At 64.8% G+C, this 20,985-nt stretch carries 16 protein-coding genes; 8 read left to right on the top strand and 8 right to left on the bottom strand.

Annotated elements, in window-relative coordinates; all coding sequences use genetic code 11:
* Positions 1-17: 17 nt before the first annotated feature.
* Positions 18-434 (bottom strand): c-type cytochrome, encoded by a 417-nt coding sequence (locus tag ACOFKW_RS01810; RefSeq protein ID WP_419815645.1) that lies wholly within the window; start codon positions 432-434, stop codon positions 18-20.
* Between the two features lie 161 nt (positions 435-595).
* Positions 596-1,327, bottom strand: a complete 732-nt coding sequence (locus ACOFKW_RS01805; RefSeq protein ID WP_419815644.1) for a Crp/Fnr family transcriptional regulator — start codon at positions 1,325-1,327, stop codon at positions 596-598.
* A 456-nt stretch (positions 1,328-1,783) separates the two neighbouring features.
* On the opposite strand from ACOFKW_RS01805, the gene ACOFKW_RS01800 reads away from it, so the two are divergent.
* Positions 1,784-7,570, top strand: coding sequence for a hypothetical protein (locus tag ACOFKW_RS01800; RefSeq protein WP_419815643.1), 5,787 nt, complete (start codon positions 1,784-1,786; stop codon positions 7,568-7,570).
* Between the two features lie 116 nt (positions 7,571-7,686).
* On the opposite strand, the gene ACOFKW_RS01795 is transcribed toward ACOFKW_RS01800, so the two are convergent.
* The 3 genes from ACOFKW_RS01795 to ACOFKW_RS01785 all read right to left on the bottom strand — a co-directional run bounded on the left by ACOFKW_RS01795 (position 7,687) and on the right by ACOFKW_RS01785 (position 11,258).
* Positions 7,687-9,603 (bottom strand): putative bifunctional diguanylate cyclase/phosphodiesterase, encoded by a 1,917-nt coding sequence (locus ACOFKW_RS01795; protein ID WP_419815642.1) that lies wholly within the window; start codon positions 9,601-9,603, stop codon positions 7,687-7,689.
* A 229-nt stretch (positions 9,604-9,832) separates the two neighbouring features.
* Positions 9,833-10,141 carry an EthD family reductase gene (locus tag ACOFKW_RS01790; protein ID WP_419815641.1) on the bottom strand — a complete coding sequence of 103 codons (309 nt, stop codon included), beginning with the start codon at positions 10,139-10,141 and terminating at the stop codon, positions 9,833-9,835.
* A 109-nt stretch (positions 10,142-10,250) separates the two neighbouring features.
* On the bottom strand, positions 10,251-11,258 hold the full coding sequence (locus ACOFKW_RS01785; RefSeq protein ID WP_419815640.1) for an LLM class flavin-dependent oxidoreductase: 1,008 nt from the start codon (positions 11,256-11,258) through the stop codon (positions 10,251-10,253).
* A gap of 173 nt (positions 11,259-11,431) precedes the next feature.
* Between ACOFKW_RS01785 and ACOFKW_RS01780 the strand changes: the two genes are divergently transcribed.
* A complete protein-coding gene (locus tag ACOFKW_RS01780; protein WP_419815639.1) occupies positions 11,432-12,373 on the top strand; it encodes an ROK family protein in 942 nt (313 codons plus the stop codon).
* Between the two features lie 210 nt (positions 12,374-12,583).
* On the top strand, positions 12,584-13,393 hold the full coding sequence (locus ACOFKW_RS01775; RefSeq protein WP_419815638.1) for a TorF family putative porin: 810 nt from the start codon (positions 12,584-12,586) through the stop codon (positions 13,391-13,393).
* A gap of 42 nt (positions 13,394-13,435) precedes the next feature.
* Here the strand turns inward: ACOFKW_RS01775 and ACOFKW_RS01770 are convergent, their stop codons facing one another.
* The 3 genes from ACOFKW_RS01770 to ACOFKW_RS01760 all read right to left on the bottom strand — a co-directional run bounded on the left by ACOFKW_RS01770 (position 13,436) and on the right by ACOFKW_RS01760 (position 17,119).
* A complete protein-coding gene (locus ACOFKW_RS01770; protein WP_419815637.1) occupies positions 13,436-14,953 on the bottom strand; it encodes a SulP family inorganic anion transporter in 1,518 nt (505 codons plus the stop codon).
* A 127-nt stretch (positions 14,954-15,080) separates the two neighbouring features.
* On the bottom strand, positions 15,081-16,406 hold the full coding sequence (locus ACOFKW_RS01765) for an ATP-binding protein (RefSeq protein WP_419816998.1): 1,326 nt from the start codon (positions 16,404-16,406) through the stop codon (positions 15,081-15,083).
* A 2-nt stretch (positions 16,407-16,408) separates the two neighbouring features.
* Complete coding sequence (locus tag ACOFKW_RS01760; RefSeq protein ID WP_419815636.1) at positions 16,409-17,119, bottom strand: response regulator transcription factor; 711 nt, start codon at positions 17,117-17,119, stop codon at positions 16,409-16,411.
* A gap of 289 nt (positions 17,120-17,408) precedes the next feature.
* On the opposite strand from ACOFKW_RS01760, the gene ACOFKW_RS01755 reads away from it, so the two are divergent.
* The 5 genes from ACOFKW_RS01755 to ACOFKW_RS01735 are packed head-to-tail and all read left to right on the top strand — an operon-like array spanning position 17,409 to position 20,971.
* A complete protein-coding gene (locus ACOFKW_RS01755) occupies positions 17,409-17,708 on the top strand; it encodes a hypothetical protein (RefSeq protein WP_419815635.1) in 300 nt (99 codons plus the stop codon).
* A 31-nt stretch (positions 17,709-17,739) separates the two neighbouring features.
* Positions 17,740-18,405, top strand: a complete 666-nt coding sequence (locus tag ACOFKW_RS01750; RefSeq protein ID WP_419815634.1) for a hypothetical protein — start codon at positions 17,740-17,742, stop codon at positions 18,403-18,405.
* Between the two features lie 29 nt (positions 18,406-18,434).
* Entirely contained in the window at positions 18,435-19,082 is a 648-nt protein-coding gene (locus ACOFKW_RS01745; protein ID WP_419815633.1) for a hypothetical protein, read from the top strand.
* Positions 19,083-19,124: 42 nt separating this feature from the next.
* Positions 19,125-19,820 carry a carbonic anhydrase gene (locus tag ACOFKW_RS01740; RefSeq protein WP_419815632.1) on the top strand — a complete coding sequence of 232 codons (696 nt, stop codon included), beginning with the start codon at positions 19,125-19,127 and terminating at the stop codon, positions 19,818-19,820.
* A complete protein-coding gene (locus ACOFKW_RS01735) occupies positions 19,817-20,971 on the top strand; it encodes an aspartyl protease family protein (protein ID WP_419815631.1) in 1,155 nt (384 codons plus the stop codon). Before ACOFKW_RS01740 ends, ACOFKW_RS01735 begins: the two co-directional genes overlap by 4 nt.
* Positions 20,972-20,985: the final 14 nt, after the last annotated feature.

Genomic DNA, 20,985 nt, shown 5'->3' with positions numbered 1-20,985 from the left:
TCGACGCCGTTTCGTCGTCAGCCCGCCGGCTTGGTCGCGAGGATCTTGGTGACGGTCATCAACTGCTGGTCGGCGGGCAGCGGTACTGCGCCCGCCGGAAAACCGTTGGTCTGGAGGATATAGGCCTCGATATCGGCGACGGTCTTGCCGCTGAGGCTTCCTGGATCGCTGGCGGGCATGGTGTCGTGAATGCGCTCGAACAGCGAACCGGTCGTGGTGCCATTCCAGTTGTTGAGAAATACGCCGCCCGACAATGGTGGAGCGGAATCACCACCGCCGAGTGACGGGCCATGACACACCGCGCAGGCCTGAGTGTAGGAGGCCTTGCCGCGCTGCGCCTGTTCGGCGGTGAACGCGCCGTTCCACACCGACTGCGCCGGCGACTGTGCATAGCCATTCACCGAAAAGCCGAGCACTGCCAACGCGGCGATCACCGTGAGTCCACGCCGAGCGATAACAGACGCGATTGCCATCAGATCTTCTCCACCGAGAGCCCGACCGCCGCGACCTCCCCGCTCTCGTTTACCGCATTTTGCGCGACGATCACCTCATAATCTGACGGTGAGTCATTGATCAAAGAGGTTAGCTTGCTGCGTCAGGCTCCCGGCGCCGGTGCTCCGATACTCGCCCAGACCTCGTCGTCGCTGGTCAGGTTCAGCGCGTTTGCGATCCGCGCGATAAGAAACCCGCGGTTGCGCAATCTGGGCATCTTGCCGGCGGACAGGACACCCTCGCGCCGCAGGAACGAGATCTCGCGCGAGATCGATTCGCGCGTCGTACACAGGCGCAGGGCCAGTTCTGTCTGGCTCGGCAGGGGCAGGACCGGATCGGTGACACCGTGCTGCGTCGCTGCGAGCCGCAACAGCTCGCAATAAAAGCGGTGGGGTGTCGGCAGGCAGGCGAGCTCGTGAATGAGGCGGATGCAGGCTCCCACCAGCTTTTCCCGCGAGCGGGCGATCAGATGTTCGAGATCGGCATGGCCGTGGTGAGCCGGGCTCGATAGCCGCAGCCAGCCGATCCGGGTCGCGGTGTCGGCGCGGTAGGAGGGCGCGAAAGCGGGCGTCGCGATCATGTCCAGCGGCACCACGACATCGCCGGATTTGATCCGCTGGATGCACAATCCAGAGCCATTCAGCATCGTTATCTCAAGGGTCAGGCAGCCTTCCTCGACGATCGCGACCTCGCTACCCGGCGGAGGTGCGAAGATATCGCCCGGGCGTAACCTCGAGGCGGCGCGGACACGCTCGATCACCGGCGAGCCTGTGTCGGACGCCCGCGACGGCACGACCCTGAGTTCGGTCTGAATTGGTGCGAAATGGGCCATCATCACGTTACGCGTCGAGCGTCATCGTTCATCATCGTTCCCCCCGGGACAAAGCTTCCGATTTGCTCTGGGCGGCCCCCGCAGAGTTTGCCTCGCTGCTGTGTCAAAATATCTTGATAAATGATACTAAATTCTCACGCTGCATAGCAGAATGGATGTTTATACGCTGCCCTCGAAAAGCGAAGCTAAGCCACGGAAATTTCTGACAGGGTGAACGCGGAGTTTACAAAGAATTCGAATAACGTAACTTTGCCGTAACGTGATTTAAATCACGTTTTTATGTGCAGCCGATCACTGCTTATCGGCTTCGAATCTCGCAGAGCCTGCCCGATGCAATGCTAGATCGTGCCGTTAAGGGGCAGGGTCCGGTGATGTACGAGATTCTGAACAGGGGTTACAAAAATGCACGTTTCTGGAAAAGCTCGTCTTTGCGCGAGCACGGCAACCTTCGCGTTCGTGATGGCGCTGAATGCAGCTCCCGCATCGGCACAGTGCACGACCGCCGCGTCAGCCGTGACCTGCATCGGTACGATCGTTACGTCCGACATCAACACGGCGATCTTCGCCGCGCCGGCACCATCCCTGACCTTGCGGATCCTGGCTGGCGCGGTCGTGACGCAGGACCAGTTCTACATTCAGCCGAACAGTGCTTCGATCGGTACGATCGACATCGGTAACGCCGGCATGATGGGCACGGCGGCCGCTACGGTCGGCTTCTCCTACGTCGGCAGCGCTGCGACTGCGGCCAACCTGCTGACCTTCAACAACAGCGGTACGGTTACGGGTGCAGTCTTCGCCAACGACGTCGGCGGCAAGATCGCCCTGACCAACACCGGCACCCTCGAGGGCGGCGTTTCCCTGTTGGGCGCTGGCGATATCGCGTTGACCAGCAGCGGACCGATCTACGTTGCCAGCGGCGGCGCTAGCGCCCTCGCTGTCAGGCTTGAATCCTACGCTTCGACGACCACCAGTACCGGCACGGCCGGTGTCGACGGGGTGACGACGTCGATCGCCAAGGGTGGCGCCGTAAGCGGCGATATCACCGGCCCGGTTGCTATCCCGGCTGCAGGCGTCGTCGCGTCGGTACCCCAGGGCATCGACCTGAACGGCCTTGGTGGTGCACGCCTGAACCTGAACGCTGCTGCCGGGAACGTCGTTCTCAACAGTTCGAACAGCAACAGTTCGTCGACAACCGGTGGCTCCAACGTGTCTACGGTGGCTGGCCTGACGACCGTCACGGGCGCCAACTCGACGACCGCGGCCGGCGGCACGGTCAGTGCAACGCTTGGGAGCGATTCGAGCGTTACTGCGCTCTCCCTGACCGCAGGACCCGGAACCGCCACGGCGTCGGTGGCCGGCAAGGTCGGCTCGGCCACGGCCAACGGCGGCGTCAACGTGTTCATCGGCGCGTCGAACACCGCGACCGCCAGCAAGTCGACCAGCAACGCGACGATGTCGACTTCGGACAGCAGCACCGTCACTACCCGCATCGGCGGTGCAGCATCGATCGACCTCGCGTCGACGGGCACCGTCTTCGGCTCGCTTAACGCCACATCGAACGCTGGCGCTGCAAGGATCGCCATTGCCGGCACGGTCGGTGCCGGCGCCGGAACCGCCGTCACGACCAACGGCAATGCTGCGGCGACATCGATCGGTACCAGCATCTCGTTCGTCTCGAGCTCGACCAACACGTTTGCGACCGGTGACTTCACCTCGTCGAACGGCACGACGCGAAGCGCAGCCGGTGGCGCTGCTGCCGTTTCCGTCGCAGCAACGGGGAGCGTCTTCGGCTCGATCAATGCCAGCGGTGACGGCAGTGCGTCAGTCGACAATGCCGGTCGAATCCGCGACGGCGTGACCCTCGCCAGCGGACGGTTTTTGTCGGTATCGTCGTCGACGACCTCCAGCCAGGTCACCACCCCGGGCGCGGCCGGGGCATCGACCGTGGTCAGCTTGAATTCCAACGCATCGGTCAACACGACCGTTGGTGGCACGACATCGCTGTTCAACCGCGCCGGAGCCGTCATCGAGGACAACGTCTCGATCGCTGGCGTCGGCGCCGCGACGATCGACAACGCCGGTGCGATCTTCGGCAACGTCTCGACGTCTTCGACGGGCAATACTTCAACGAACGGCGGCAGCAACACCTTCAGCTCGTCCAATCCCGCAACGCCGGGTGCCGGCGTCGCCCAGACGGTCCAGGTCTCGAGCTCGAGTTCATCAAGCACGGCAATCGGCGGCACCGTCACCGGCAATTACAGCGGCTCGATTGGGGCCATCGCCGGGTCAGGCTTGCCGCTGGCGATCTCCGTCTCGCAAAATGGTCAGGCCGGCAGCTCGGCGACGATCGGCGGCGTCCTGCTCGCCAACTTCAATGCCTCGGCAGGTGCATCGAGCAACACGGGCAGCAACTCCTCGACCAACACGACGACCACCCAGCCCTTCACTGGACCGGCAACTGCAGCGGTGGAGGCGCTTGCCGTCTCGACCCAGCGTAACGCGACCACGATCCAGGCTGGCAACAACACCGTCACGGTGACGGGCGCGTTGCGCAGTAACGGCAATTCCGCAGGCAATCTGACGGCCTCGACGCAAAGCGGCACGACGAATGTCACTGTCACCGGCGGTATCGTCCAAGGCTCCATCAACCTCGACGCGGGTATCGGCACCAACACGACATCGGGGACCGACAACGCGTCGCGCAGCACGGTTGCGGCCACCACTGCAGGTCCAGCCGCCACGGCTATCGCCCAGTCGAGCAGTTCGATCGGCTTTAGCGAGTTCCGGGGCGCTGCCGGGACCAGCAACCTTGTCCTGACCGGTGCAACCGTCGGCGGCGGTGTCGGTGTCAATGGTCGTGGTTCGGGCGTGGGTACCAACGGTGCGTCGGTGTCGATCTCGGCAGACAGCAGCGTCACAGGCTTCCTGAACGTCAGCACCTACTCCGCTACGGATCAGCGTAACGACAACAGCACCGTCAACAGCCGAACCGGCGCAGCGACAGTCACCCAGACCAACCACTCGACGAGCGTCAGCACCGCCCCAGGCAGTGCCGGCAATTCGACCGCTACGATCGCGGGCCGTGTCGCGGGCGCCAACATCTCGTCGGCCTTCGGCAACGCCGCCGCGACACTGACCGGCCAGATCACCGGCGGCAACAGCATCAATCTCAGCACCGGTACGACGCTGAGCAGCACGCAGACGGACACCAGCTTTGCCGGAACCAGCGCAACGGCGCTTAGCTTCCCGACGCAGACCGGTTCCTTGTCGGCCACGAGCGCAACCTACCAGGGCGGCACCGCCGTACTGGCGATCAACTCGTCGGCGGTGCTGCAGACGGCGGGAACGTCGGCAGTAAACGGTTCGATCACCGTCAGTGGCGTTGCCGGTTCGACCTTGTCGATCGGTGCCGGCACGCGGGTGCTGGCGAACAACGGCTCGTCCATCTTCACCGGCTTCACCTTGGCGAATTCGACCAACCGCACGACGAACACCTTCAGCAAGACCGGCGTGCAGACCGGTGGCACGATTGTCTCGACCTCGACTTTGGTTGGAGGGGCTGCTGCCTTCAGCAATGCCGGCATCGTCGGTGCTTCGACCGGCTTCTTCGGCGCGCCAGACTCCGTCAGCGTCCAGAGCATCGGTGGCGCCAGCGCGGTCAACACCGGGACGATCTTCGGCGCGGTCAGCGCGCAGGCGATCGGCGTCAACACCGCGACCACGACGGTCACGACCGACATCAACGACGTCGTTCTCACCCGCGGCGTTGCGACGACGATCAGCACCGGCGTCGGCGGCGTGGCGTCGGTCACCAACAGCGGCGTGATCAGCGGCAACGTCTTCCTGTCGGGGGCAACAGGCACGGCGACCAATACCGGCGTGCTGCGCAACGGCGTATCGCTGGGCCAGTCGCTCGTCCTGGGCACCAACGTCGTGACGACCACGCCGACCAGTTCGGTCCGGGTCATGACCGCACCGGCAACACGCTTCGCCCAGACCTACGTCGTCAACCAGAGCGGCCTGTTGATCGGTGGCATCAACGTCAACGGTGCGACGGTTGCCGACAATTCGACCGGTGCTGCGACTACGGCCGTACTTCGCACCAGCGACATCACGGCGACGATCAACTTGAACGCAGGGTCGGTGACAACCGGCAATATCCTTGCCCAGGTCGTGTCGGTGACGGACAACACCCGCCTGACCAACACGACCCTGCGCCTGAACGATGCCGGGTTCCTGGGTGTCGGAACGTCCGACCTGCCTTCGGGCGTGCTCGGTACCGGTGCGACGGCGCTCCACTTCGTCAACACGCCCAACTACGCCGGCTTCGCAGCAATCGACCCGGCCCTGGGCAGTTCTGCATCGGGCGTCTTCGTAGCCGCCACGTCGATCGGCAGCGGATCGCAGATCAGCGGTGTCACTCTGGTCGACAAGACCGGCGCGGGCTCGTTCACCATCCTCGGCAGCACTTATCGCGCGCCGTCGACGGCCAACGTCCTGCCGTTCTACACGATGGACGTCGGGACGTTCCGTGTCAGCGCGGGTGAGGTACAGCTTGGATCGACTGGAACCGATCCAGCAACGGGCGCCAGCATCTTCGGCATCCGGGGCAATGTCGAAAATATCGGAGGCACGCTGCTGCTCGGTCGCCGCGTCACCGACGGGACGACCACGGTGGTCCAGGGAACGAACGTCCGCATCGACGGCAATCTGACCCAGGCAGCGGCGGGTACGCTCAGCATCGTCGCAACGCCGGCCTTGTTGCGCAACGCCGGGACGCCGGTTCGTCCGTTGGTGGCCGACGGCATCCTTGGTTACGGCGGCTATGGTATCGAACTGACGCCGTTCGTCGCCTATGACGCGACCAAGCCGACGATCCTGCGGTCCACTCCATCGACGCTGACCGTGAACGGCAACGTCACCCTCGCCGGTACGGTCGCCGTCGCAGCGACACAGGGCACGATCTATACGGCTGGCCGGAACTATGACCTGCTGACGGTCTCGGGCACCTACAACGGCACCGGCCTGAGCCTTGCACCGTCGTTCGCCTCGCCCTTCGTCCGCTTTGCCATGACGCCGCGCACAGTCGGGACGAGCACGGTGGTCTCGGTCGACGTCGTCCGTACCTCCTACGCGTCGGTTACCCACACCGCCAACGCCGCCGCGGCCGCGGTTGCGCTGGAAGGCGCGATCCCGAGCATCGTCAGCCGGATCACCGCGATCCCGAACCCGAATGCGGTGGTCGACGTCCAGGCCTATGGCCGCCTACAGGACTTGGCGACGGTGATCGCCGGCATCGACACGCAATTGTCGTCCGCGGAAGCGGCTGCCGCGTTCGTTCAGCTCGGCTCGGCGTCGGTCTATGGTTCGCTCGCCGCGATCCAGACGACCAGCGTCTTCGGCGAAGCTGCGGACTCGGTCATCAGCGAAAAGGCAGGGGTCGGAATCTGGTTCCGCCCGACCAGCACCTTCTCCAAGTTCGATGGCAGCACGACATCCGGCGCTTCGTCGCTCAAGGCCGACGACTATGGCGGCTCGCTGGGTGCCAGCATCTCGACCGGCAATGGCGGCGAGTTCGGGATCGGCGGTGGCTATGGCCGCATCGACGCAAACGATCGCGAACTGCCATCGCGGGCGTCGGCGCGCACCTACCTGGTCGGCATTTACGGCCATCAGAAGGTCGCGGCGTTCGACCTGTCGGCACAGGCGGTGTTCGGCTGGTCGAACTGGGACACGGAGCGCCAGCTTCCGTTGTTCTCACGCACTGCCGCGGCGAGCTTCGACAGCAAGGAGTTCAGGATCAACGCGCGGTTGAGCTACGACTTCGCCCTCGGCGCACTGCAGGCGACGCCGTTCGCCAAGCTCGAGGCACGCAACTATCGCTTCGGCGCCTTCGAGGAGCAGGGCGTCGGCGGCATCGGGCTGGCAGTGGCAGCGCACAAGAAGACGGTGTTCAGTCCCGAGCTGGGTGTGCGCTTCGGCAACAAGATCGGCATCGTCACCCCGTTCGTCGAGGGCTCGTACATCCTCCAGGGCAAGGTCGATGCTATCCGGACGGCCAGCTATCTCGGAGATCGGTCGACGAGCTTCAAGGTACAGGGCGTCAACCCCAAGGGTTACGCCAAGCTAGGCGCCGGTGTTGCGACCGACTTCTACGGTGTCGGCTTCTCGCTTCGCGGCAACTATCAGACCGGCAGCGGCAACGACGCGACCCAGGTCATGGGCGGCATCAACGTCCGCTTCTAGATCGTGACTTGCAGGCGGGGGGAGGCGTGCCTTCTCCCGCCCCGACAAGAGCCGCGCAGTACCCTCTGCGCGGCTTCCTCGTGCGCGCTGACAATGCCGCGCTCTACCTCGGCTGCTCAGCCCGCGAGGGTGTTGCCGAAGCTGGACCTGGCGATCAGCTGGCTGATCTGTTCGGCGGGCAGGGCTTCGCTGAACAGGAAACCCTGGCCGAAGTCGCAGCCCTGGGCGCGCAGGAACGCGACCTGGGCCGCGGTTTCGATCCCCTCGGCGACGCTCTTGATGCCGAGGTCTCGGGCGAGCGAGATGACCGACTTCACGATGGCACGGTCGTCGGCGTTGCTGTTCAGGCCGGCGACGAACGATCCGTCGATCTTGACGGTGTCGATCGGGTAGCGCTTGAGATGGACCAGCGAGGCATAACCGGTGCCGAAATCGTCGAGCGCGATCCGGATACCACACTCGTCCAGCGCCGTGAGGGCGCGGGCCACCTGGCCATTGCTGCGACCGAGCAGCACCATCTCCGTGACCTCGATCTTAATCGCCTCGGGCGGCAATTGCCGCATCGCCATCGAGCCCAGGAGGTCCTCGGTAAACGTTCCGCAGCTGAAATCGAGCGTTCCGGCATTGATTGCGACATGGCCGAACGGCACGCCGGCGGCGAGCCAGTCGGCGACATCCCGCAGCACCTGGTCGAGGACGCACCGGCTGATCGCGGGGGCGAGTTGCGGGTCGTCGAACGCTTCGGACCAGATTCCGGGCAGGACGAGTTCGCCAGTTGGCAGCGTCCAGCGTAATAGTGCTTCCAACCCCTGGATCTTGCCATCGTCGAGGGTCACGATCGGCTGGTAGTAGACCTTGGCCCGGCCGTCCCGGATCGCGGCGTGGGCAGCGGTCAGGGCTTGCTCATGCCGCCCGGCCTCAAGTGCGAGCGCGGCGTCGAAGATGGTGAAGCGATCCCGGCCGTTCCGCTTCGAAGCCTGCAACGCCAAGTCGGCGGCACGGGTCAGCGCATCGCTGTCGGCACCGTGCGCGGGATACAAGGCGATGCCGATGCTGCTGCGCCCATCGACCGTGCGACCGTCGTAGACCATCGGCAGCCGCATGCCTTGCGTGATTGCCTGGACGAGGAGTTGCGCGCTCGGCCCATCGTTGATGTCGGGGCACAGGATGGCGAACTCGTCGCCCCCGACGCGGGCAACCATGTCCCCCAGGTCGACCAGCGAGCCAAGTCGTTCGGCATAATGCTGCAGGACGTAGTCGCCGCCGACATGGCCCAGGGTGTCGTTGGCGTCCTTGAAATGGTCGATGTCGACGAGCAGCAGAGCGCCTCGTCGGCCGGATTGCCGACACTCAGAAAGAAGTTCGGCAAGATGAGACGTGAACGCCGCCCGGTTCGGCAACGCGGTCAGGGGATCATGCGTTGCCGCCCAATCGAGTTTCTCGGCCATCTCCCGCTGTTCTGTAATCATGCGGTCGCGATCGGTAATGGCCTGTATTAGATTGAGAGTCGTTTCGACCTGCTGGCCGAGAGCAGCAATTGCGCGACAACACGCCGGATCCAGGCCAACTACACGGGACTCGTAATCGAGGAGGCAAAGGGTGCCGACCAACGAGCCATCCGATTTGCGCAAAGGCTTGATTGCGCAGAAATGCATCGATCTTCGATACAAATGCGGCAGACCGGCAACCTCGCCAAGCTCGGCGTTCGCGTCACCGATGACGATGAGTTCTGAGCCAGCAGTCAATAGCGAATAGATATCACCGGGCTTGAAGCAAGGCGCGACGCTTGTCGGTTGCTCGCTATGCACATACAGCCCGACCCCGAATATATCGATCAACGCATGACTTGTCCGGCAAGTCGCTGCCGCCAGCGCAAGTAGGCCATCATACTGACTATTGTTCGAGCTAACCGACCAAGTCTGCTGCGTGCCCTCGGCTATAGGGGTCTTATCTCGACGCGCCGGTTTGACGTATGGCATAGCCACGATCCCTTCTGCGCCGGCGAGGCCTAACAACGCCAACGTCGAGGCCACCTACGCAGATGTCGTGTGCGATACTGTACAGTAATATGGATTCTGTCAAACGGGGCGCAATCACGCCAGCGCCGTCGACCGGTCGCTATTCTTAAAGCGGATCAGACAGTTAAGGATCGACCAGGGATAAGAGGCCAGCCTGCCATCTTCAGGAGGTATGCGCCGGCAACAGCGGGACCCGTCGTGTGCGCAATTGATCTTTGCGGCGTGCCGTGGTCGCCCGGACAGGCTAGTCCTCGGCGCCGATCATGGCGGTGGGCGTGGCGTCGGTGAAGTTGGCGATGTCGGCAAAGACCGGACCAGTTGCCGAATCGGCGAGGGCGGCATCGAGTTCGGCGCGGCTGGCGAAAGTCAATGTCGCGACGCAATGGAACGGCGCTGCTCCACCGTCGAGGCCAAGCTCGCCGAAGCTGTAGTGCAGGCTTTGCAGGCCAAGGCCATCCCATGCAGAATGGACCAATGGACCATGGCTGTCGCGGTAGTAGGCGCGGTCGAACTTTGTCCCAGCGGACGGATAGACGACAACTAGCGTAGCCATATCGAAGCTCCTATTTCGCCTGGGTCAGCAGCCCGATCATGGTCTTCTTTGTCGGCGACGGCAATGTGGGCCACCAGCCTAGTGTTGCCGGGCGCGACCCAGCCCCCGTTCAGGCAGCGAGTGACACTGTCGCGATCGAAGCGGCTGCGGCGGCGATCAATTCGAACGAGCGCAGGCGGTCGCGGTGATCGTAGATGTCGGAGACGATCATCAACTCGTCGGCACCGGTCTCGGCAATCAACGCGTCGAGGCCAGCACGGACGGTGTCGACCGACCCGACGATGGTCCGCGCCAGCATATTGCCGGCCTGCGCCTTTTCCGCCGGTGACCAATAGCTGTCGATATCGTCGATCGGCGGCTGGCTGAGCCCGCGAGTGCCCCGGAAGAGGTTGGTGAAGGACATCTGCTGGGTCGTCGCCAGGCGCCGCGCCGCGTGATCCGTGTCGGCCGCGATGATGTTGACGCCGACCATCGCATGCGGCCGGGCAAGCTGCGCCGATGGCTTGAACCGGGCGCGATAGATCTGCAGCGCCGGCAACAGCATGTCGGGCGCAAAGTGCGAGGCGAAGGCATAGGGCAGCCCGAACTCGGCGGCGAGCTGCGCACCGTAGGTGCTCGACCCGAGGATCCACAGCGGAACATTCGTACCAGCGGCGGGCACGGCCTGGACGCGCTGGCCCGGCTGCAACGGAGCAAAATATGCCTGGAGCTCCTGCACGTCGCGCGGGAAATTATCGGGATCGGTCAAGGTCCGGCGCAACGCCCGGACGGTCAGCTGGTCGGTCCCCGGCGCGCGGCCCAGGCCCAGGTCGATGCGACCGGGAAAGAGCGTCGCCAGCGTCCCGAACTGCTCGGCGATAATGATCGGGGCATGGTTGGGCAGCATGATACCGCCGGCACCGACCCGGATGGTCCGGGTGCCGGCAGCGATATGCGCCAGCACGACCGAAGTGGCAGCGCTGGCGATTCCGGCCATGTTGTGATGCTCGGCAACCCAGAAGCGTCGATAGCCCCAGTTTTCCGCCTGTGCCGCAAGGTCGCGGGCATTATCGAGCGCACCGCGGGCGTCGGTCGCCTCGGTGACGCGGACTAGGTCGAGAATTGATAGTTCGGTCATGACAGGAACGCCTCGAGTTGACTCCGGATATAGGTGCTCGGTGCGGTTTCGCTACTGGTTACAGTACAATCGGGCGCCCTTGCTTGCCCGACGGACCGACCGGCAGAAGGTTTTGCGCGCCGAGATGTCAAGGCGCCTCGCCGACGCGCCGACGTCGGTTTAAGGGCGGTTGCATGACGCAGAATCTCTCGCCGCTATCGGGCGGCATCGAAATCGGCGGTACCAAGACCGTCGTGCTGATTGCCCGGGGTGCGGATATCATCGAGCGCGAGCAGTTCCCCACGGACGACCCGACGACGACGCTGGAGCGCTGCGTCGATCGGCTGTCGGACTGGCAGTCGCGGTACGGCGCGCTGGCGGCGATCGGCATTGGCAGTTTCGGCCCGCTCTCGCTTCGTCCGGATGCGGGGGATCATGGTTGCATCACCAATACGCCGAAGCCCGGCTGGCAGGGGACGGACCTGCTGGCGCCGATCGCAGCGCGCTTTGCCGTTCCGGTCGGGATCGATACCGACGTTGCCGGAGCCGCGCTGGCGGAAGGGCGCTGGGGAGCGTCGGTCGGGGCCCGCGTGCATGCCTACATCACCGTCGGTACCGGCATCGGTGCGGGCCTTGTCGTCGACGGTGGCGCGGTTCACGGCCTGGTCCACCCGGAGGCCGGCCATGTCCGGGTACGCCGCGTTGCCGGGGATGACTTCGTCGGCAGCTGCCCGTTCCATGGTGACTGTTTGGAGGGACTGGCTTCCGGCCCCGCCATCGCGGCGCGTAGCGGCTACCCGTCGCATTCGTTGACGGCCGATCATCCGGTCTGGGCGAACGTCGCCGCCGAACTGGCCGAGCTGGCGGCAATGCTGGTGCTGATGGTTTCGGCGGAGCGGATCGTGATCGGGGGCGGTGTCGCCAATGGCCAGCCACAGCTGCTGCCGATGCTGCGCGCGCGAACAGCGGCACTGCTTGCGAACTATGTCCCTGCGGCGAGCGAGACGCTTTCAACGATCATCCGGGCGCCGATGCTGGGCGATGATTCCGGGCCGCTCGGCACAATCGCCATCGCCGAACTGGCTCTTGCCCGAAACCGGAAACACGCTGCGGGCCATGAGCTTGGCTCGCAATGACTTCAGACGCGAAGGCCTGGCAACACTTCGACACAATCACGAAATGCTAAGATACGAACCGTGATAATGCGGTAACAGATGACTTCGATCCGTCACGAACAAGGTCACAGCGACCGATAATCGGTTTGTGAAAACCGTCCTGCTTGTGCTGCACTGCAGCGTCCCGCCGCGTGGTCGGACATGATGTAGTCTCATCACGAAGGATGTCTCATGCGAACTCGTTTGATCTGGCTGCTCGCAGGACTTGGGGCCGCGGCACCATTAAGCGCACAGACCGAACCACCCAAGGCCTTCACCATCACCGGCGGCGTCGGCATCGTCTCCGACTATCGCTTCCGCGGCGTTTCGCAGAGCGACAAGGAATTTGCAGTGCAGGGCGGTATCTCCGTCGCCCACTCCAGCGGCCTGTACGCCGGAACCTGGGCATCGAGCCTCGCCGGCTGGGGTACGTTCGGCGGCAGCAACACCGAACTCGACCTGTACGGCGGCTACAAGCTGCCGGTGGGTGGCGGTACGCTCGACGTCGGCCTGACGTGGTACATGTATCCGGGCGGCGCCGATGACACCGACTTCGCCGAGCCCTATGCCAAGCTGAGCGGTACCATCGGTCCGGTCGGCCTGCTCGCTGGCGTTGCCTATGCGCCGAAGCAGCAAGCGCTCGGCAACTTCTCGAACACGCCGCAAAGCCGCGGGCAGAGCCAGGATAACCTGTATCTGTGGGGCGATGCGAGCGGCGGCATTCCCAACACGCCCGTGACGTTGAAGGCGCATATCGGCTATTCGGACGGTAATCCGGGCCTTGGTCCGAACGGCACCAGCGTGGCTCCGACCGGCAAGTACTGGGACTACTCGGTTGGCGCCGACCTGGTGTTCAGCCCGGTGACGCTCGGTATTTCCTATGTCGATACCGACATCAGCCGGTCGGAGTCGGCGTATCTGCTGCCGAACTTCTCGTCGACCAAGAACGGTTCGTCGATCTCCAGCGGGCGCGTCGTGTTCTCGCTGTCCGCGGCGTTCTAGGCCGCTGCGGCCGGGCTGCCGATCGGCAGCCCGGCCAGTTCGTCAGGCGGCCATCAGTCGCTGCATCTTGAGCGATCCGCCGGTCACCACCACCGGCGAACCCGAGGCGCGCTTGCGCTGCAGCCAGTCGGTCAGCATCTCGGCACATGTATGGTCGAGGCCGTGCAGGTTGCTGACATCGAGCCGTGCCGGTCCGGCAGGAACCGCATCGAGCGCCGCCGACAATTTAGGCAGCGACACGAAGGAGGCGACGCCGCCGAGGCTGAGTGCGGACTGGTCGTCGCCGGCGCCGTGCTCGACCTTGAGGCGCAGGCGCCGGATGTGCGGCACCAGTTCCAGGCATGACAGCGCCAGCCCGACGAGGACGCCGGTCAGGAGGTCCTCGGCGACGACGACGATCAGCGTGGCGCCCCAGATCACCGCGGGCAGGACGCCGTGCTGGTGGAACAGGTGGCGGACATGGGAGAGGCTGACCAGCCGCCAGCCGGTGACCACCAGGATGCCGCCGAGCGCTGCCATCGGGATTTCGCGCAGCAACCAGGGCAGCAGCACGACGAAACCCAGGATCCAGACGCCGTGCAGGATCGCCGACAGCCGCGTCATCGCACCGGCCTGGACATTGGCCGAGCTGCGGACGATGACGCCGGTCATCGGCAGCGCGCCGGCCAAGCCGCACAGCAGATTGCCGGCACCCTGGGCGCGAAGCTCCTTGTTGTAATCGGTGCGCGGGCCCTCGTGCATGCGGTCGACTGCGGCGGCCGACAACAGGGTCTCGGCGCTGGCGATGAAGGCGATGGCGATGGCGACGCCGAACACCGACGGGTTGAACAATCGCGTCAGATAATCGGCACCCGGCGCATCGATGCCGGCGAAGATCGAGGCCGGGACCGCGACGCGGGCGATGTCGAGACCGACGAAGTACGAGATCGCCGTCGCAGCGACGATGCCGACCAGCGCGCCGGGCACGAGCCGCAGCTTCAGCGGGCGGAGCTTCTCCCAGGCCAGCATGATGCCGATGGTTACCAGGCCGATCACCAGCGCCATCTCGGCACCCGCGAAGGTGGCCGGCGACAGGCCGAACAGGCGGCCGGGCATCGCCGCCAGGTTCTGCAGCCCGCTGGCCATCGGCTTGGCGTCGAACAGGACGTGGAACTGGCCGACGACGATCAGCACGCCGATGCCGGCCAGCATGCCGTGGACGACCGCCGGCGAGATCGCGCGGAACCAGCCGCCGAGCTTGAGTATGCCGGCGACGACCTGGATCAGGCCGGCGAGGACGAGGATCGGGCCAAGGGCGCCCAGCCCCATGTCGCGCACGATCTCGAAGACGATGACCGCCAGGCCGGCCGCGGGACCGCTGACCTGCAGCGGCGAGCCGGCGAGCATGCCGACGACGATGCCGCCGATGATCCCGGTGATGATGCCCTTTTCGGGCGGCACGCCGGACGCGATGGCGATGCCCATGCACAGCGGCATCGCGACGAGGAAGACGACGATAGAGGCAGTGAAGTCACCCGCGAACGTCCCCGACTTTATCGGGATCAAATCCCTTAGTGACATTGCTTGCTGACGCACTGCGAACCCCTCGATCAACCAAAGACGCCTGGATGGCAGCCTTTAGATATGTTTCGAGCTTTGCTGCGGCGCCGCATTCTCGTGACGAATTGTTGCGCCCCGTAAACGAGGTCTAGTTGCGGTGCAGCCTGATCTGGGCGCTGAGGCCGCCGGTCGGGCGGTTGGACAGGCGAAGCTCGCCGCCCTCGATCTCGACGGCGCGAACCACGATCGCCAACCCAAGGCCCAGGCCCAGCGTGCTCCGGCCGCGAGCTGAATCGAGCCGGATGAAGGGCAGGAGCACCTTGTCGAGATCGGCGGCGGGAATACCCGGTCCATCGTCCTCGACCGCCAGACAGACATGGTCGCGGTCGACGGTAACCGACAGCACCAGGTCGCCGCCATAGTGCAGCGCGTTCTCGACGAGGTTGGTCAGCGCGCGCTTCAGGCCGAGCGGCCGGATGGTGATCTCGCAGTGATCCGGTCCTTGGTAGATAGCTTGCCTGCCACGATCGGTGACGTCATCGACGAGCGTCGCCATCAACACGGCGACATCGGCCCTGACCGGTCGCTCCGGCTCGCTCTCACCACCCAGATAGGCAAGCAGCGATGCGACCATCGCCTCGATCTCGGTGATGTCGTCCTCGAAGGCCTGGCGCAGCTGAACGCTGTCGATCTCGTCGGTGCGCAACTGCATCCGGGCCAGCGGCGTGCGGACATCATGGCCCACCGCCGCCAGCGCCTGGGTGTGGTCGGCGATCAGCCCATGGATACGCGCCTGCATCTCGTTGAAGGCGCGAATGACGCGGCGAACCTCGCGCGAGCCGGCCTCTGGCAGGTCGGGGACCTGGGCCCGGCCGATCTTCGCCGCGGCATCCGCCAGCATTCGCAGCGGTTTGAGCAGGTTGCTGACCAGCAGGCCGCCGACCAGCATCAGGGCGATCGCCGGGACCAGCGCAAGGAAGATGCGACCGAGCGCCAAGCTCCAGCCTTCGATGACCTCGGCTGTCGTGAAGCGCAGCCAACTGCCGTCGGACAGTTGCATCTCTCCTGCGACGACGCGGCGATGCCCCAGCGACGCCAGCCGCAGATTGAGGCCGGATTCCTTAAGGCTCGGCTCCCAGGCAATGATCTGGTTGCGCATGCTCGCCATCGAGGGCGCCATGGGCGGCAGCGTGCCGCGCGACGGGCCCCATTGTACGTCGTAGCGATTTGTCGAAACCAGCTTCGCGGTCGCCGGTCGAGCCTGCCACGGCTGCTCCGAGACCAGCTTGCGCGCGATTACCAGATGTTCGGCAAGCCGGCGGGCTTCGTCCTCGCGGACCATGAACTGGCTGGCGCGCTCATAGAGCAGCGTGCTGGCTGCGAACTCGATGACGACCGTCAGCAGCAGGACGCCGAGGATACGCCCAAGCAGGCCGAGCGGCGGCCGCAACCGCCGCATCGCACCCGGCGTCACGATCAACTGCGGACAGCCTCGACGTTGAGCATGTAGCCGACGCCGCGCACGGTGACGATCGGCGCATTGCGGCCCTCGATAGACAGCTTGCGGCGCAGGCGGCTGACCAGCACGTCGATGCTGCGATCCGATGCGTCGCCGAGGCGGGCGCGCGACAGTTCGATCAGGCGCTCGCGCGCGATCACCCGTTGCGCATGGGCGAGCAGGGTGTTGAGCAAGTCGAATTCCGCGCCGGTCAGGTCGACGACGGCCTGTGTCGGGGACAGGAGCTCGCGTCGCGGCAGGTTCAGCGTCCAGCCGTCGAAGGTGACGATGCCGCGGCCGCGATCGGCCTGCTGGCGATCGAGGTTGCCGCGGCGCAGGACGGCGCGGACGCGTGCCACCAGTTCGCGGATGCCGAACGGCTTGGCAAGGTAATCGTCGGCACCGAGCTCGAGCCCGACGACCCGATCGGTCTCGCTGGTGCGCGCGCTCATGAAGATGATCGGTACATCGCTGCGCTGACGAATCGACCGGCACAGGTCGATCCCGCTGGTGCCGGGCAGCATGATGTCGAGCAAGACAAGGTCGATCTGCGAGGACTCGAAGCTGAGCCACATCTCGGGGGCGGAGGACGCCGGCCGAACCGAAAAACCATTCTCCTGAAGGGCGCGCGTCGCGAGGGTCCGGAGGGCCGGATCGTCCTCGACCAGGAGGATGACAGGAGCGACCATCAGATCGGCAGGCGGGGCAAAGTTGAGAACATCATCTGTATCGCGAGGTAGTGTCCGGTTGCTGGATGGTCAATGGAGTGTGACTGGCCCAGCGAATTTAAGGTCTCGGCTGATGGTTGGCAGCAACAGTTCGTCACACATGATCACGTCCCAATGAAGCGAACAATAACGCATTCTCGTTACGGACCCGATAGAAACATTTTGTCACATTGTTGCGATGGAGCAGCAAGTTTGTCTTCCTAAATTCCGGTCTGTGAGAGGCGAAAGCCATGACAGGTGGAGATAGACAATGAACTTGCTTAAGATCGCGATTGCCGGCGTCTCGGTAGTATTGGCTGGCGCAGCAGCGAATGCTGCCGAGACCAGCGTTCCCGATGCAGCCAATTGCGTCCCGCAGCAGATCAACGCGCCGCCTCCCGGCAAGGGCGGCTGGCCGGCCGCCATCGAGCGCGCCAACAGCTGCGTGACGTTGACGACCGCCGCCTGCGCCAAGCCTGAGACCATCGCCGGTTTCAATGGCAAATACGGTTTTCGCGTTCCAGCGACCGCCGGTGCGGACTGCTCCGTCAAGGTCGCCGAGAGCCGCTGAGCCTCTGGCCGGCAAGCAACAAGGAACCGACATGATCTTCAAATCAGCCCTGACTGGCGTGGCGCTGCTACTGCTCGGAACAAGTGCGGTGGCGGTCGAAGTCGAGAAGCCGAAGCAGCTGCTGGCCATGACCCCCCAGGACTTTCGACAGGCGGTCTCCGTCGATGAGGACCCGCTGGAGTTCGTCGCTACCCTGTCGACCGAGCCTGCCTTCCGCAATGGCAAGGGGCTGGCCAAGGTCGTCTGGAACGATGCGCACCTGCGCGCCGTGGTCGACAAGCGGACCGGCGTAATCCGTTACGAAGTCCAGCAGGTGCTTCGTCATCAGCACGGCGACCGCAATTACGTCCAGGTCAACTATTTGACGCCGAAGGGTTTGCGCACTGCAACGCCGGTCGTCTCCGACATCCACAACAATAGCTGCGATCATTTCGAAGGTGGGCGCAGCTGCGTGGTGTTCAGGAAGATGTCGTTCGAAGTCGCCGAACAGGACATCCGTGACATGGCCGCCACTTACGCGCCCGGAAATCATGGAAATTTCGCGTTCCGGTTCAAGGACGTCGCCGGCGAGCATCACACCAACAAGCTGGTGACCGCCGAGGTCGTCGGGCTTGTCCAGGCGGTGGACCACTACAAGTCGACCGCCGGCCTCAAGGCTGCGTCGTCGACAGAACTCGCAAGCGCCGACCCGTCGTAATCCGCCGACTCTGTTCGATAGGATCCAAGATGTACCGTCCAATCCTCTTCACCGGCATGGCATTGCTGATGTCCACGGTCGCCGTCGCCAACACCGGTGCCGGCTTTCACAAGAAGACGCTCGGCATGACCCCCGAGACGATCGCCGCCGCGACGGTCGTCGAGGACGATGCGCTGGAGTCCAAGGCGGTGCTGTCGACGCAATATGCACCGACCAAAGGCAAGAAGCGGCCGGGGCAGCTCAAGGATCGCGCCTATCTCAAGGCCGTGGTCGACAAGGCATCGGGCGTCGTCAGCTACGAAGTCCAGCAGATCATCCACTACCCCGGCGACCAGCGCGAGTATTCGTCGGCGCAGTATCTGGCCCCGGCCGGCCTGCGCCAGGTCGAACTGACCGATGCACGCCACGGCATCCAGGATTGTACCAGCAACGACCAGTACGTCCCGAGTTGCACCCGCACCAAGTACGTTGGTTTCGCCATCAACGAGGCCGACCTGAAGGCAATCGCTGCGACCTACCGCGTCGGCGATCCGGGCAATTTCACCTTCAAATTCAAGGAGAGCTCGGGCGTCGATTACACGAGCGGCCTCGTCGCCGCCGAGGTGGCCGGGTTGCTCAAGGCGGTCGCCAACTACCAGCAGTCGATTTCAACCGCAGTCGCGCCACCGTCGTCCTGAGCGACGCCGAGGCCACTGCCCCAATCAGCAAGGAGCATCGAGATGAACGATATTCTCAGCCGCGTCTTCAGCTTCGAACAGCACGTCTTTCCCAACCAGGCCGAGCTCTACAGCCGCCTGGCGCATGACGGCCAGTCGCCCAAGGCACTGATGATCTCCTGCGCCGACTCCCGCGTCGTGCCCGAGCACATCATGCAGGCTGAGCCCGGCGACCTGTTCGTCTGCCGCAACGCAGGCAACATCGTGCCGCCCTATGCCCAGGCGAACGGCGGCGTCTCCTCGACGGTCGAATATGCGGTCATGGGCCTGGGCGTCCGCGACATCATCGTCTGCGGCCATTCGGACTGCGGCGCGATGAAGGCGCTCGATATGGACGACCAGCTGGCGCGGATGCCCAACGTCGCGGCGTGGCTGCGGCACTCCAACGCCGCAAGGCAGGTCGTCGACGAAAATTACCCGCACCAGTGCGGCGGCGAACGGGTCCGCTCGCTGGCGATGGAGAACATCACCGCGCAGATCGACCATCTGCGGACGCACCCCTCGGTCGCCAGCGCGCTGGCCCGGGGTGAGTTGACCCTGCATGGCTGGTTCGTCGACATCCACGCCGGCGTCGTCCTCGGCCTCGATGGCGCGAGCGGCCTTTACAAGACCTTGCGCGCCGACCGACCGCTGCCCGTCGCAGTCGCCCGCCCGGCACGCGAAAACTCCGAGGCCGCCTGGCTCGAAGCCGCGGAGTGACCCAGATCGCCAACCTGGGGAGCCGCTTCTCGATCAACGGAGGCTATTCCCTGGGCGCGATGCGCGCCGGCTTCTCCCCCCAGAAGCCGGCGGCGCAGAACCAATGGCAGCCGATGCGCGGTGGCAGCGACGGTCCCGTCGTCGTCCAGGTCCGCGTCGACAATCTGCTGCTCGATGCGCTGCTCGATACCGGCGCGACACGCACGGTCATCAGCCGGACGCTTGCCGGACGGCTCGGCCTTGCGCCACAGGGCAGGGCGCGGCTGGCGGGCCTGACCGCCGACCTCTACTGCGACCGGACCGCGCCGATCAGGATCAGCGTCGGTCCGACCGAACTCCCGCCGATCATCGCCATCGTGCTCGACCTGGCAGCGATGTCGGGAGCGATCCGCACCCCATTCGACCTGATTCTCGGCCAAGACATGTTCCTGCGGCACGAGATCGATCTCGATTTCGAGAATGGCCGCTTCCGGATCGGCGGCGACGGGCTCCATGGTGGGTCTACGCTGGCCTTGCAGCAGATGGACGACGGCCTGTTCGCGACCAAAGTACAGGCCGCCGGCGCGACCGGCCTTGCTGCCATCGACCTGGGCAGCATGCTGCCACTGTACATCAGCAGCGACTTCGCCACTCGACACGGCCTTGCCGACGCGGACCGTACTTCGACCTCCGTGACGATCGGCATCGAAGGGCCGTCTGTCCACACCACCGGTCGGCTGGCGTCGCTGAGCTTTGCCGGGCGGGTGTTTCACGACATCCCGTTCGCGGTGCCGGAGCGTTGGAACCTGTACGCCCCGATTGTGCTCGGCCTGCCGCTGCTGTCGCGCTTCGACATGCGGCTGCGCTTTGGCGAACGCTGGGCAACCTTGCGGGCGCGCGCCGGGAACGCGGCATTCCCGCGCGACCGCTCGGGGCTCAACGTCGTCGCCGGCGGCGGCGGGCTCCAGGTCATCCATGTGGCTCGCAACAGCCCGGCCGAGCGTCTTTGTATCGTTGACGGCGACGTCATCGTCGCCGTCGACGGCCAGGCGATCGACGCGCATTTTTTGTCGACCTGCAAAGGCCTTGGCACCGCGCCGGTCGGAACGATTTATCGGCTCGAATTGCTCGACAGTCGCCGTGCGACCCTGACGCTCAACGACTATTACTAGCCGCCGAGCGTCGT

It is taken from the genome of Glacieibacterium sp. (assembly GCF_965200405.1).
In the GTDB taxonomy this organism is placed as follows: Bacteria; Pseudomonadota; Alphaproteobacteria; order Sphingomonadales; family Sphingomonadaceae; genus Glacieibacterium.
The sequence above is the reverse complement of the archived record's forward strand: the minus strand, read 5'-3'. Positions and strand labels throughout refer to the sequence as shown.

Excerpts from the sequence above, each read along its gene's own strand:
- ACOFKW_RS01745 (WP_419815633.1), top strand. The coding sequence starts at position 18,435 with ATGTACCGTCCAATCCTCTTCACCGGCATGGCATTGCTGATGTCCACG.
- ACOFKW_RS01780 (WP_419815639.1), top strand. The coding sequence starts at position 11,432 with ATGACGCAGAATCTCTCGCCGCTATCGGGCGGCATCGAAATCGGCGGT.
- ACOFKW_RS01755 (WP_419815635.1), top strand. The coding sequence starts at position 17,409 with ATGAACTTGCTTAAGATCGCGATTGCCGGCGTCTCGGTAGTATTGGCT.
- ACOFKW_RS01790 (WP_419815641.1), bottom strand. The coding sequence starts at position 10,141 with ATGGCTACGCTAGTTGTCGTCTATCCGTCCGCTGGGACAAAGTTCGAC.
- ACOFKW_RS01760 (WP_419815636.1), bottom strand. The coding sequence starts at position 17,119 with ATGGTCGCTCCTGTCATCCTCCTGGTCGAGGACGATCCGGCCCTCCGG.
- ACOFKW_RS01740 (WP_419815632.1), top strand. The coding sequence starts at position 19,125 with ATGAACGATATTCTCAGCCGCGTCTTCAGCTTCGAACAGCACGTCTTT.
- ACOFKW_RS01800 (WP_419815643.1), top strand. The coding sequence starts at position 1,784 with ATGGCGCTGAATGCAGCTCCCGCATCGGCACAGTGCACGACCGCCGCG.
- ACOFKW_RS01805 (WP_419815644.1), bottom strand. The coding sequence starts at position 1,327 with ATGATGGCCCATTTCGCACCAATTCAGACCGAACTCAGGGTCGTGCCG.
- ACOFKW_RS01750 (WP_419815634.1), top strand. The coding sequence starts at position 17,740 with ATGATCTTCAAATCAGCCCTGACTGGCGTGGCGCTGCTACTGCTCGGA.
- ACOFKW_RS01775 (WP_419815638.1), top strand. The coding sequence starts at position 12,584 with ATGCGAACTCGTTTGATCTGGCTGCTCGCAGGACTTGGGGCCGCGGCA.
- ACOFKW_RS01770 (WP_419815637.1), bottom strand. The coding sequence starts at position 14,953 with ATGTCACTAAGGGATTTGATCCCGATAAAGTCGGGGACGTTCGCGGGT.
- ACOFKW_RS01785 (WP_419815640.1), bottom strand. The coding sequence starts at position 11,258 with ATGACCGAACTATCAATTCTCGACCTAGTCCGCGTCACCGAGGCGACC.